Origin of the sequence: Bacillus sp. SD088, assembly GCF_017355205.1 — a bacterium.
Classification (GTDB): Bacteria; Bacillota; Bacilli; order Bacillales; family Bacillaceae_C; genus Lederbergia.
On record NZ_JADIJK010000008.1, the window covers coordinates 112265 to 126347 of the forward strand.

Here is a 14083-nt window from a genome sequence, read left to right on the forward strand (position 1 = left end):
GAGGTCATTATGGGGAAACAGTTCAATTTGAAAAGGAAACTGTCATTTCAACATTTTCTATTGATAATTTCATTCAGCATTGTGATCATTTTACTCATTGCTTTGAGTATGAACGCTTATATGAAGACAAAAAAATTTATTGAAGAGCAGAGACAGACATCGATTCAAGTAAAAGTAGATCATATTTCCAGAGAATTGCAAACGTATTTTGAAGACCTATTTCATAAAATCGATAATTTAAATTCGAATGAATCTGTGATCCAATCGTTAAAGGATATTGAAAATAAACAACTGGGTTCCATGGAAAGATACAATGCATTACAAAATTTGCAAAGTAATCTTATTTCTGTGCAACAGGAGAATCCTTTAATTGAAAATATCGTCATTGTGACACCAGATGCGCAATACAGTTCCAATCAGAAGGAAGTTGATTCTATTTATAATGGAATGCAGATGAAGGAAGAAGTAAAGAATTATAATTACTTTGTATCCATTGGTGAAGCAAATCGTAACATAGAATATTCGGATCTTTACAAAAGAACCCACAATCATACATATATTTTTCAAGATCTGAATGATAAAATGTTTTTCGGAGCAAATGTGGGTACATCCGATGGAAAAAATTACGGGAGTGTTCTTGTATTTATCCAACCGCAAGCGTTGTCCAAGCATATTTTTTATGCCGATCATATTGCTTTATTTGATGCAAAGGACAAGCTGCTTTTTAAAGGAAAAAAAGTAAACGAAGTGATTCTCAGTCAATTTGCATCATCCCAAAAAAACGTAGATAACTTAGTTTTTCGCAATAAGGATGTGGAAATGTACGCAACAAGTATCCCTTATTCCAATTTTAAACTTGTCTATTCAGAGAAAACTCATTTTTATCAAGATCAAATACAACAAATGTGGAAAATTATCGTTTCTATTTTATTATTTACAGTCACGATTACGATGACCAGTTCAACGATCATCTCGATGCGAATCCTTCGGCCACTATATCGATTACTACAAAGAATTCAAAACCGAGTCCATCATAAGAAAAGAGATTCGTTTCGTGATGGCGAACATAAACCATTAAAGTTCAGTTTGTTCGAACGTTTCTTTTTCTATTTTTTAATTTCTATTTTATTGCCGCTTTTATTATTTTTGTGTATGTACTATTGGCAAACTTCTAAACTTGTTGCCAAGGATGTGCAAGCAAGTATGCATATGACACATGAAAGGCTGGCTCATATAATCAATCGTGAAATACAGCAATATCAGGTGAGCCTCTCTCACTTGTCTCTTGACCCTAGTATTCAAACCCGGATCAATCATTCTCCTCATAAAGAAAGAGAGCGTGAGTTCGCTCATATTTCCCAAACAATGGGGATGAAGGAACAGCATATAGGTGTCTATAACATGTCAAATAAGTTAGACTATGCGACAGATTCACACGTAGATCCTCATTTGGATTCCAATTTTTATAAAACCCTTCTAGAATCTAATCGGAACATAAACTATTTTGTGGAAAAAGATCGTTTTGATCATGTCACGATCCTGTTAGCGATGCCAATTTTCTCTGTAAATGATTTTTCGAAAAAGATTGGCTTTATCACGACAGAACTTGAACAGAGTAATTTGGTTGAATCGTATTCGAATATAAAGGAACTAAATTTTGACACATTCATTGTAGATAATCAGGCGAATTTTGTTTCGCATCATGATGCAAGCAAAATCGGTACCAAAATGGATAATCAAAGTCAGACTCTTTCCTTTTCTACAAAAATAAGTGGTGTAGATTGGATATTGACATCAAAATATATTGATTCGGATATCCGTCAGAAAGTGAATCAATTATTTGTCAATGATCTTTATCTTGTGTTCGTTATTGTTGTATTGATTGTCATTGTTTCTTATTGGATTTCTAAACGATTGTTGAAGCCTTTAGGTCAGTTGAACAGATTGTTTAATGCTTTTGACTTAAAAGGATCACATTATTCCGTAGCGGAGGGGTTATCTGGCATTCATGAGATCGATTTATTAAGTCGTAATTTTAAGAAGATGATGGACAAAATGGATAAATTAATCCATCAAACCATTGAGTCTAATAAAGAGCGGACGCGTTTAAAATATGAGAAACGGGAATTACAGATCAATGCGTTGCAGTCACAGATAAAACCACATTTTCTTTATAATACACTTGAAAATTTAATGTATTTAGTTGAAGCACAAGAAACTGAGAAATCAATTAAAATGATCCATTCGCTAAGCAAGTTATTTCGTTTTATTACAAATCGGGAGCAATCTACAATAGAGATTCAAGAGGAGATCGCATATACCAAAACATACGCTACGATTATGTCGTCTCGTTTTGATAATTTTTGCTGCGTATGGAATGTAGATGAAAATGCGTTGAAATTTAAAACGTTAAAGCTTATACTCCAACCGGTTATTGAAAATTCAATTCAACATGGAGCCAAGCTGACGACAAAACATGTAACGATTGAAATTACTTGTCAGGTCAAAGCAAAGACGATTGAGTTTACAATAAGAGATGATGCGATCGGGATCGATCAGGATCGATTAATGGAAATAAAAAAACAATTAGCATCTCCATCTGGCGATAAGGTAGGACTTTGCAATGTAAATAGTCGAATTCAGTTGCATTATGGAACTCGATATGGCTTATTCATTGAAAGTGAACATGGGAAATATACCGAGGTAAGAATCACTATCCCAGCAGAACAATAGTCAACATCATACTAGAAGTCCCAGGTCTTCACACAGCAAAAAACATCCGCACAATACTTGCGGATGTTTTTTGCTGTGTGGCTTACGATCGGGGATTCATCTGCTTAAATATCTTAAAATAGTGCAAGGGCTTCCATATATATTTAAACTTTACCGACGTGCGTTTTAGTACGATTGAATCACAACACATAGGTGATTTTGATATGGAGGTGAAAAATTTGCAAGAGAAATTTCCGACTATACCATCTATTCCACTCAAAAAAAGGAAACATAAATTCAATTGGTTTAATATGAAAGCGCAATTAGAAATTCAATCAATGGTGCTTCCTTCGATCATTTTTTTAATTGTTTTTGCTTATATCCCGATGTACGGAATTATTATTGCCTTTAAGGATTACGATCTATTCCAAGGAGTGAATGGTTCACCGTGGGCAGGGTTCATTCATTTTAAAGAATTCTTTAATGACCCATTATTGGGGAATGTGTTAAGAAATACGCTTGTTATTAATGGACTGAATCTATTAATTGGATTTCCGGCACCGATCATTTTTGCCTTACTATTAAATGAGGTGACGAATAAGCGCTTTAAAAGTCTTGTGCAATCTATTTCTTATTTGCCTCATTTTGTATCATGGGTGATCTTTGGTGGTTTAATTTTAACGATACTTTCACCTACAAATGGAATTTTGAACTATATTTTACTTCAGTTAGATATTGTTGATGAAGCCATTAATTTTATTGGAAAAGATCATTATTTTTGGTTTATTCTTGTAGGCAGCGAAATGCTTAAAGGACTTGGGTGGGGAGCGATTATTTATATAGCCGCCATAGCAGGAGTGGATCAACAACTGTATGAAGCTGCCACAATGGACGGAGCGAGTAGGTTCAAAAAAATACGTTATATTACTATACCTAGCATTATGGGCACAGTCATTATCATGTTCATTTTTGCTATAAGTGCAATGTTAAATACGGGGATCGAGCAAATATTAGTATTACAAAATCCGTTGAATTTATCGACTAGTGAAACACTCGATACTTACGTATATAAAACAGGGTTGCAGCAAATGCGCTATTCCTATTCGACCGCGGTCGGGTTAACTAAATCAGTAGTTGCCGTGATTTTATTGGTCTTGGCCAATTACTTTTCTAAAAAAGTGACCGATAATAGTCTATTTTGAATGGGGAGGATCGACATGTCTAGACAAAGTGAAAATTTTGTAGAAGCGCCACGTTGGCGTATTGATTACGCAGGTGCAAAGGCTAGAAAAGTAGAAGGGATAAACGGACAAGCCCTTGATTTAAGTATGGCTAAACCGATACGAGAGTCGCTCTCTTTCGCGAACCCATTAAAAGGGTATTTAAATAATTTTACCGTAAGTGTATGGGTGAAAGGGGATAGCATCAGTGGTTTAAGCTCTTACTCGTTTGATGTGATCACAGCAACACATGATCATGATGAGGCGGACCGAACAGGTTGGAAAATAGGTGTTCAAACGAATGGAGCATGGTATTGGCAGCTAACAGAAAAAGAAACGTATATGTATGAACCGACCGTTTTTCGGCAACCGATTCGTGATGAAAAATGGCATTTTCTTTCCTTTACTTATTGTGCTGGCCAACAAGAAATTCGTCTTTATTATGACGGAGTGAACGTCGGAATCTACAGTGTTTCGTTAAACTCCGATCAATATTGGAAACAAGCTGAACAGCTTTGTGTTGGTGGAGATGCAAGGACTGACCACGGTACTATGTCTTTTCCAGGATTGATTGATGAGGTATGGATCGATGATCGGTCCCTTACGGTTGAAGAGATACGGAAACGCTATTCATTGCATCGATCGGTGAAACCAGTACCCGAAAAACGAACGCCTGACCTGAAAGTAATGACGTTTAATATATGGGATGGTGGCCGTGAGATGGGTGCAGAAATCGGTGTTCAACGTATTATTGATGTGATTAAAGAAAGTGGTGCAGATGTGATTCTGATGCAAGAGACATATGGTTCTGGACCAATTATTGCTGATGCGCTTGGCTATTATTTTTACTTAAGAAGTCACAATATATCGATTATGAGTCGTTATCCGATTATGGAGACGTATCCATACTTTGAAGCTTTCCACTGTGGTGGCGTGCGGATTCGATTGAATCAAGACTTATACGTGAATGCATTTTCCATTTGGTTGCATTATTTGAGCGATTATGCGCATGACTTGCAGCAACAAGCCGACCTTACGGATGAGCAATTGCTTGAAGGGGAGCAGAGGCGGATAACGGAATTACGAAAAATTATGAAAAGCTTAGAACCATTAGCCGAAAAGTCAGATCAAGAGCCATTGCTACTGGCTGGAGATTTCAACAGTGGTTCTCATCTGGATTGGATAGAAGCCACGAAGGATAGGCATAACGGGTATGTATTTCCGTTTCCTCAGTCACTTGAATTAACGGAGAAAGGGTATAACGATACGTATCGGGAAATACATCCCAATCCGGTTGCTGATCCAGGGGTTACTTGGTCGATGGTGGAGATGGAAGAGTATATTTTTGACCGGATTGATTTTATTTATCGTCACGGTTCAAGGCTGAGACCGCAGTCGGCAAAGACCATTGAAATACATCCGGTTCGTTATCCATCTGATCATGCGGCTGTCCTAGTTGATTTTCGCATTCATCAGGAAACGATGCCGTAATAAAGTGACGCTTTCTTTCAATGGGATTCATAGTGCCTGTTTAATTGCCAGTTAAATCGTGAAATAAAGGAAACGAATCTAATATTAGGTCTTCCCAAAAAAATCGTTGGAAGGCAATTAAGAAAAGTTTGGATTTGCATTTGTACAATCAATGAATTTTTGTTTAGTTATAATTTAGGAAATTCGAAATAATTGATTCAGGAAGTGGGGATAAGTCGTGACAAAATTAATAAGAAACTTCATTTTTTTGGTATTGGGAATCATGTTTGTATTCGCCTTAACCGCCTGCAATTCGAAACAGGGCCAAGCTGAAAGCAAGAAAGGAAAAAACGATGGAAATTCGGAGGTAAATCATACAGATGAAATCGTAACCATCAAGATATTGTATCCGTGGGGTGAAGATGCGTTTGAAGAAAGGTATAAAGCGATTGATGAAAAATTAGAGAATATTCAACTAGAACTTGTAGATTCACAAGCACAACTGGAACCATTGCAAGAGTTGAATGCCAAAAAAATTATTCCAGATGTGATTTTAGCCAACTGGGGTATTGAACCTTTAAAACAATTGGATATGATTCAACCCATCGACCAATTGATTGAGAAACATCAATTCGACCTCGATACCTTATTTCCTTCAGCGGTGGCAGGTGCACGGTCTCTTGGCTCAGAGGGACAGATGCCCGGTATGCCGATATCCGGTGGAGGATATGCGCTATATTACAATAAAGAAGTGTTCGATTTGTTCGGAGAATCGTATCCGTCAGATAATATCACCTGGGATGAAGTGGTTGAATTAGCGAGAAAATTAACCGCTGAAAGGAACGGAAACCAATACCGTGGTCTGGAAATGGGCTCGGTGCCAGCCGCAAGTTTCGATACGTTAGTACCTTTATTGGAGTTTGCTGTAAACCTCACCGATCCGAAGACGGGTGAGGTGCGAATCACGAAGGAGCCTGCAGTGCAACGGTATATGAATTTAATGCGGGATATTTTTGACATCCCTGGTTTGTACGATTCCACTGCAGAGGACGACTATGAGTTCCCACAAGGGACTGTAGCCATGTTAATCACATATATTGATTACCCAAGATGGGGCATTCCCGATACGGATTTCATAGAAAATATAGATGTAGTTCCAGTCCCTGTATGGGAAGATCAACCATTGGCACCACCAGTGAACCCATCCTTGCATGTCATTAATAAATACAGTGAACACCAGGATGAAGCATTTCAAGTGATCTCTGAATATGTATCAGCCGAGCATCAATCTTTTTTGGGGGCCAATTATGCTGAACCACCCGCTGTAATTGATACAAAAGCATGGGCTCAATACGGTTCTTCCTCTGAAAAATTTGAAGCATTAGATCTTGAAAAAGTATTTTCCCGGGATATGGCGCTTCCACCAAAGGAGATTAGTAAATGGGATGAATATGTAGATATTCAAGGGAGTTTAAAAGATTTTGTTGAAACCGATATGGACATTCCCAGTTTTCTACGTGTGCTGGAAGAGGAATCTGAAGCAAAGATTAAGGATGCCATGAAACAGGAACAGTAGTACCACTTTAGAGCCATGTTCAAATCCAATTGGATAGAAGCCACGAAGGATAGACATAACGGGTATGTATTTCCGTTTCCTTAGTCACTTGAATTAATGGAGGAAGGGTATAACGATACGTATCGAGAAATACATCCCGATTCGGTTGCTGATCCAGGGATTACCTGGTCGATGATGGAGAGAGAAAAGTATATTTTTGATCGGATTGATTTTATTTACCGTCACGGTTCAAAGCTGAGACCGCAGTCGGCAGGGATCATTGAAATACATCCGGTTCGTTATCCATCTGATCATGCGGCTGTCCTAGTTGATTTTCACATTCATCATGAAACGATGCTGTAATAAAGTGACACTTCCTTTCAATGGGATTCATAGTGCCCGTTTAATTGCTAGTTAAAAATAGAAAAAAGGCGATTAACTCGAAGTACGTTAAAGTTGTATTCAGGTGCTAATCCCCATGTTTTGGTAGACACTGCAAGGAATGAAGTAAGTAAGGGCTAAAGCCTATCATTTTCGTATAAAAAGCATGTGGGAGGAGGGGAAAGTTAAATGATAAAAATTAAATCAAGGGCGGACCGGATTTTCGATACGTTTGTTACAACGATCATGTTAGTGGTGATGATTGTCACCCTTGCCCCATTCTGGTTCTCTATTGTTGGGTCATTTAATGAAGGACTGGATTATTCACGAGGGGGAGTGTATTTCTGGCCAAGGTTATTTACATGGTCTAATTATAAAGCGGTATTTGTCGATTCCTCTATTTATCAAGCTTATTTTATTACGATTGCAAGGACTTTGATCGGGACGTTAAGCTCCGTTTTATTTACGGGGATTACGGCATACGCCATGTCTAGGAAATATTTGAGGTTTAAAGGGCTGTACATGATGATCATGTTGATCACAATGTTCTTTTCCGGAGGGTTGATTCCTACTTACCTACTATACAGGGACCTTCATTTACTAGATACATTTTGGGTGTATATCATTCCTTCGTTATTTAGCGTATGGAACATGATTATTATGATGAGTTTTTTTAGGGGCATTCCTGATACTCTTATCGAATCAGCCAAAATGGATGGGGCGGGTGAGTACCGTATTTTTTTTCAACTGATTATGCCATTATCGAAACCAGTATTAGCCGCCATTGCGCTTTTTAATGGTGTGGCTCATTGGAATACATATTTCGATTCCATGATGTTTACCAATTCACCTGATCTACAAACCATCCAGTTATTCTTAATGAGAATTGTAACAGATGCTGATTTTGCCCGTTCTGTTGGAGGAGCGGCTGCAGCGAATATACCAGAACAAGCCAAACAAATTAGTCCAGAAACTTTAAAGTTGGCCATGATGATCGCAACCTCCATACCGATTATTATCGTGTATCCATTTTTACAAAAATATTTTGTGAAAGGTGTATTAATAGGTTCGATTAAAGGATAAACCACATAAGGGAGGAATTCAGATGAAAAAAATAATAGGATGCATGCTATTTTTACTCGTACTCGCCACTGCTTTGTCCGGATGTAAATCAGAGTCAATAGAGGTAAGTAAAGGCAATAATAAGGATGAGAGTGAAAAGCCAATCGAAGTCGAATGGTTTATAGCATTTGATTGGTATAGTAAGCAATGGGATGACATTAATACTGCATTGGATAAGTATATAACCGAACAAACGGGAGTAAAATTCAAAATTACAACGGGGAATGAGGAGAAACTAAGTGCACTGATTGCAGGGAATCAACTGCCCGATATGGTTACTGTTGCCCATAGTTCTCCACAAAGAAAAATGCTTGAGAATTCGGGAATGCTTGCCCCTTTAGATGAATTAATTAAGGAATATGCCCCCGACTATAAAATACCGCAATCGATGCAGGAGTGGTTCCGTAATGAAGACGGCCATTTTTATGGCTATGTAAATTACTTTTATCCTCCGGAGGAACTTCAAGCAGAGGATCAACTTGAAACCCATACAGCGATGTACGCTAGAGCTGATATTATGGATCAATTGGGAATTACAAAGAAAGATTTTGAAACAAAAGAAGGTACGATTACAGCTTTAAAGAAAGTAAAGGATGCTAATATTGAATACAACGGATTTACAGTGATGCCTGCTTATTTTTCTACTGCAGATATTAGTCAGTTTTTTGGTGGTGGAAAGAGGGAAGATGAAGAAGGAAATTTAATCACAAGACCCGAGTCTGATTTGGAAGCTATTACATTTTTAAATGAACTTTATAGAGAAGGATTAATGCCAGAAGAAGCTGTTACTTTAACAGAGGATCAAATCGGGGAAAAGATTTCGGCAGGAGCCATCTTTGCGTTTACTGGACACCGAGTGATGACAAAGACAAAAGCTTTGACAGAGAGTGATCCCCATGCAAAACTTACACATATTGGTCCAATAAAAGGAGATGATTTTTCGGGAGATTGGCACATTCTACCGAACTCTCTTTCGGGTTGGACTATGACTTCTATTAACGCAAACTCACCGTATAAAGAGGAAATTGTGAAATTCTTCGAATTTATGACATCTGAAGAAATGTCATTAAATGCATGGTATGGTCCGAAGGGAATCACTTGGGATTATAATCAAGATGGTAAAGTGGAGTATTTACCGGATGTTCAGAAAGAAGTCGATGAAGATTATAATAAGGCAGAATTAAAATATGGATTAGGTAATTTTACTTGGTTTGTAGACATACTTCCAGTTACTAGAACTATGCCTGAACCAACGAATCCATTTGATGAATATTCAACAGAAGGGCCTGAATATTTTAACGAATTTACTTATGATGCATTAGCATTAGAAGGGGCTATTGTTGAGGGGGGGACACCCGAGTCCGCTATAAAAGCGAAAGTGGATGATTATACGGAAAAAATGACCGCCGAAATGATTCTTGCTGAATCTGAAGAAGAGGCAGAGAAACTATATGAAGAATTGATCAAAAATCAAGACAATCTCGGGTTTAAGGAATTATATGACTACCGAAATAAAAAATTCAAGGAAGCGAAAGAACGATTAGGTGTAGAATATATTTGGCCAGAATATCTCGATGAAAAATAAAACAGAATCAAAAAACGAAAAGCCGTGACCTTGGTGAAAATACGAGAGAATATTGAGACGGGGTGCCGGAGGTTTGATTTGGGGACAGGTCCTTTAAGGCGCTATTTGCCAAGAAGCTTATTTACATCGACTGAGAGGAGCATCCGTTTATAGTCTCAAGAAGAGCATGTTTTGATATTGCGTCATATCAAAACATGCTTTCCCTTTTACTCAACACGAGTTTTATTATTTCGCTCCATATACCACTTAAAAAGTGAATTTGCTAATGCGACTGGTACGTCGTTCACGCCTGAATGATGCACTGGCTTTCCCCTATTAATTGTCCCGATGGATGCGAGACCCAACATTGAATCACCCAAAAAGGGACAAAACAATAAAAAGTACGCTGGTTTAAACTTTGTATCACGCTGCTTAAATCCTTTATCCTCAGCCAATTGAGTGATGTTGTCTTTCGAAAAAACTTTGTTCAATTCTTCAATAAATCTTTTTGTTTCTTTATCGTTGATCGAAGAACAAGCTCCTCTCTAATATTTTTTCCTATTAGAGAGAGTATAGTAAGGATTTTCCAGTTACACAAATTTGCTTAACTTGATGGCTATGGGACCTGACCCCTTTAACCATGATGGAGAAAACGAGGGATCCATGTAAAAAAATGATTCTCAATTGAAAAGGGCCCAAGAATCGCTTTACAAAGCAACATTCTTGGGCTCTTCCTTTGGGTAATCTTTCTTCTTCAGGAGACTCTTTATACAGCTTTACTTCTTAATCTTTCAAATCTTCGATAGAATTAACGTCTTCCATATATGCTGGAACACCTAAACCTTGACGTACACCTTCCATATTTGCACCTAGGTCGTCCAATTCACCTTCATACTCTTCGATGTAATTTTGATGGGTGACTGGAAGCCAAGCAGCCATTGTTGCATCTGCACTTCCATCCGCAACACCCGCGAACATCGGTCCAGGTTCTACTGAAGATATGGTTACATCATATCCTATACTTTCTAGTACTTGCTTCATCATGAAATGGCTAGCAACTTCACTATCCCATGGGGCGTAGGCGAGTTTAATTTTATCCCCGTCCACCTCAGGTACACCTTCCGTCCATTCTGCAACCTTGTCCTGATTATCATTTACCCAATTCTGTGCTGCAACTTCCGGTTCTTCTCCGTCTTCAATGTCTACCATAATATCGCCCATATCTTCTGTCTCCCAATGAAAACGTTCCAATATGGTGTAGGCTTCAGGCATGTCCTCTTTTAATCCTATTCTAGCAAGTGTGTGAATTTCTTCTTCATCCCCATATACTAAATCTGGATCATCCAGGAATTTGAGATCATATTTTATAAACTTCCAATGTGGACTCCATGCAGCAAATACAATTGGCTCCTGTTTATCATAAGCCTTTTTCAGTGCAGCTGTCATAGATGCCCCAGACCCCGTAATGAGCTCCCAATCATCAAGCCCATAATCCTCCATCGCTTTTTCTGTTTCTTGCATAAGCCCGGAGCCAGGATCGGTTCCAACGATCGTATAGTCAACCTGTTCTCCAACAGTTTGATCTTCTGCTTTTTCATCATCGCTACCACAGGCTGCAAGTCCAATTGCTAACAATGTGGCTATTCCCATTCCTTTAATTAGTTTGAAATTCTTCATAATTGTAACCCCCCTAGTAGTATGTCTAGTTAGCTGTATAAAGAGGGGGAAGGAAAAATATAGTGAGTATAAACGGACTACTTTGCCTATCTATTTACGCTCGCAAAAAGCGTATAAATTAAACTATAGTGTGTATCTTCTTTTGGGGCAACGCGCATATAGATACGTTATCGATGTGGAACGAACGTAGGGGCGTATTTAATGGACAATTAACGACGTTAACTTATAAATACTAGTATATCCTTTGATTATAGGCATGTTATAAAGTAAAGAACTATGATAATGAAGTTAAATCGTTGTTAAATAACCAAGATTGGGGACTGACCCCCACCATGGTAACGCTGTACCACGTTGGGGGTCAGTCCCCTTAAAAGGCCCCTCAAAATAATGTCACTCAACATGAATTTCATTATTTCGCTTCATATACCACTTGAAAAGTGTGTTTGCTAATTCAACTGGTACGTCGTTTACGCCTGAATGATGCACTGGTCTTCCTCTATTAATTGTCCCGATGGATGCGAGACCTAGCATTTTTTGAATGAGGTTTCGTGTGACTTTCACTTCGATCACTTTTTCTCGTTTTGAGACGAATAAGGAAGTCGTGAGTGCTCCTTCTTTAAACTGAATAAATTGATCATTAATCACGTAACGGGTATGGTTAAAATTTAACCATCTTGATACTACAATACAAATTAAGAGAATTGTTGATAGGACCATCCAAGCCTGTTCCACATCCAAAATGGTTGGCTTAAAATAATATAAAACTCCTGTTGCAATGATCCAGAGCCAGCTTGGCCGTAATAAGCGAGCCCAAAGGGACTTTTTTGGAAGTCGAATCATTTCTTGTGTAATCGCGTAGGATGGCAAAATTTCTGATACCATCTTATATGCCTTGTTAACTGGTAGAAAAGGATAGAGTGTATTCACTTCGAGCGTATCTTCCTCAGACCTTAAATTACCTGCACTTGTTAGCTTTACCTCAGCGAGCCCGAGTAGTCTTTTCATCAAGGACTGTGTTATTTCAATGGCCTGCACCTTTTCTTTGGAAATGGAAAAGGCTGTTTCATCGATAACCCCTCTAGTTATATAAATGAGATTCGAATCTGAAGATATTTCATATTTCCCATACTTTAAATAGGTTCTTACCACTCCAAAGGTGGCAGAAGCAATAACGAGTACGATCACAATAATAGTCATAATCCACCAGGAGCTGATCAACTTTTCAAAGAATCCTTGTGCCGTACCTTCCACATGAAAAACTTCATTGATTTTGTAATAAAATGAACCAATTAAAGGGATTAGCACTAAAAAACTTAAAGATGAAAAGGATGCTTTTAAAATGTCCTTTTTCGTTGCTTGAAAATGAATCGTTCGATTCGACTCTGGATGTTTAACTTCAACCTCCGAATCGTCAAATTCATGATTTTGATCTTCAATCTCCTGGTCCGCACTTTTAAGGTGTGCTTCTATCCGCTCAGCTTCTGTTTGAGAAATGACTTCGAACTTTATATTCGCATCTTCATCTGTCATCGCCGTTTCAAAACGAACAGAGGTTAAATGAAAGATACGATGGATAAAAGACGTGCGGTGATGAATGTTTTGAATTTTAGAGAACGGAATCGTTCGTTCTGATTTGTTGAAAAGTCCTTTGTAAAGGTGAAATGCCTGATTATCAAGCTTGTATTTGTGAGTAAACCATTTATAGATGGTTGAAAAAAACATCAATCCAACCACGACCAAGAAGACCATCCTACCGTATTTGATAAAAGATGATTCTGAGCCCGTCTTTAACACATATAAATAAAACACAAAGACAAGTGAATTCCGTAATAATTTCCCTAAATCAAAAAGCATTACAAACGGAGAATAACGTCTAATCATTTCTCCACTTCCTTAATTTTTGCGTATTGAGCAATTTGATTTCTTAACTCAACAGCCACCTCTTTTGGTAGAGCAGGTATAGTGTGAGAAGATCCCATTGTTTTAACTGATACGGAGCAGAGTCCGTATTTTCTAAGAATCGGCCCTTGCTCAGTCATGACCGATTGAATTTTTGTCATCGGCACGAGTTGATGCGTTTCGTTAATTGCCCCTGATTTTAGTTGCAGAAATTCCTCATCTACATCATAACGCCAATTTTTATAAAGTATAAAGGGACTGATCAATGACCAAATTCCAGCAATCAAAGCAAAGACTGTTATAATGATCAATATCCACCCAATCCATTCCTTCCATGAAAAACGATAATCAAGGTAAAATAAAGCACCCAGAATGATAAGGCCGATAATATTCTCAACCGTCTCGCTGATAAGCCAAACCTTAACTGCATCCTTCGATAAACGTCTCTGGGGTGCATCCAATGGAGTATACAAAAAAACACCT

10 protein-coding genes are annotated in these 14083 nt (G+C 38.0%); 7 read left to right on the forward strand and 3 right to left on the reverse strand.

The annotated features are described in order from the left end of the window. Positions 1-9: 9 nt before the first annotated feature. The 7 genes from IPU53_RS09265 to IPU53_RS09295 all read left to right on the forward strand — a co-directional run bounded on the left by IPU53_RS09265 (position 10) and on the right by IPU53_RS09295 (position 10045). On the forward strand, positions 10-2733 hold the full coding sequence (locus IPU53_RS09265) for a sensor histidine kinase (protein WP_207450071.1): 2724 nt from the start codon (positions 10-12) through the stop codon (positions 2731-2733). Positions 2734-2936: 203 nt separating this feature from the next. After that, positions 2937-3914 (forward strand): ABC transporter permease, encoded by a 978-nt coding sequence (locus IPU53_RS09270; protein ID WP_207450073.1) that lies wholly within the window; start codon positions 2937-2939, stop codon positions 3912-3914. A 15-nt stretch (positions 3915-3929) separates the two neighbouring features. Then, positions 3930-5423 (forward strand): LamG-like jellyroll fold domain-containing protein, encoded by a 1494-nt coding sequence (locus tag IPU53_RS09275; protein WP_207450075.1) that lies wholly within the window; start codon positions 3930-3932, stop codon positions 5421-5423. 217 nt (positions 5424-5640) lie between these two features. After that, complete coding sequence (locus tag IPU53_RS09280) at positions 5641-6978, forward strand: ABC transporter substrate-binding protein (RefSeq protein ID WP_207450077.1); 1338 nt, start codon at positions 5641-5643, stop codon at positions 6976-6978. A gap of 96 nt (positions 6979-7074) precedes the next feature. Then, a complete protein-coding gene (locus tag IPU53_RS09285; protein WP_207450079.1) occupies positions 7075-7320 on the forward strand; it encodes a hypothetical protein in 246 nt (81 codons plus the stop codon). 207 nt (positions 7321-7527) lie between these two features. After that, complete coding sequence (locus tag IPU53_RS09290; protein WP_207450081.1) at positions 7528-8421, forward strand: carbohydrate ABC transporter permease; 894 nt, start codon at positions 7528-7530, stop codon at positions 8419-8421. Positions 8422-8443: 22 nt separating this feature from the next. Beyond that, complete coding sequence (locus tag IPU53_RS09295; protein WP_207450083.1) at positions 8444-10045, forward strand: extracellular solute-binding protein; 1602 nt, start codon at positions 8444-8446, stop codon at positions 10043-10045. Positions 10046-10807: 762 nt separating this feature from the next. Here IPU53_RS09295 and IPU53_RS09300 read toward each other — a convergent pair. The 3 genes from IPU53_RS09300 to IPU53_RS09310 all read right to left on the reverse strand — a co-directional run bounded on the left by IPU53_RS09300 (position 10808) and on the right by IPU53_RS09310 (position 14073). Next, on the reverse strand, positions 10808-11701 hold the full coding sequence (locus IPU53_RS09300; RefSeq protein ID WP_207450095.1) for a glycine betaine ABC transporter substrate-binding protein: 894 nt from the start codon (positions 11699-11701) through the stop codon (positions 10808-10810). Between the two features lie 390 nt (positions 11702-12091). Further along, positions 12092-13582, reverse strand: coding sequence for a PH domain-containing protein (locus IPU53_RS09305; protein WP_207450098.1), 1491 nt, complete (start codon positions 13580-13582; stop codon positions 12092-12094). Further along, complete coding sequence (locus IPU53_RS09310) at positions 13579-14073, reverse strand: PH domain-containing protein (RefSeq protein ID WP_207450100.1); 495 nt, start codon at positions 14071-14073, stop codon at positions 13579-13581. Before IPU53_RS09310 ends, IPU53_RS09305 begins: the two co-directional genes overlap by 4 nt. Positions 14074-14083: the final 10 nt, after the last annotated feature.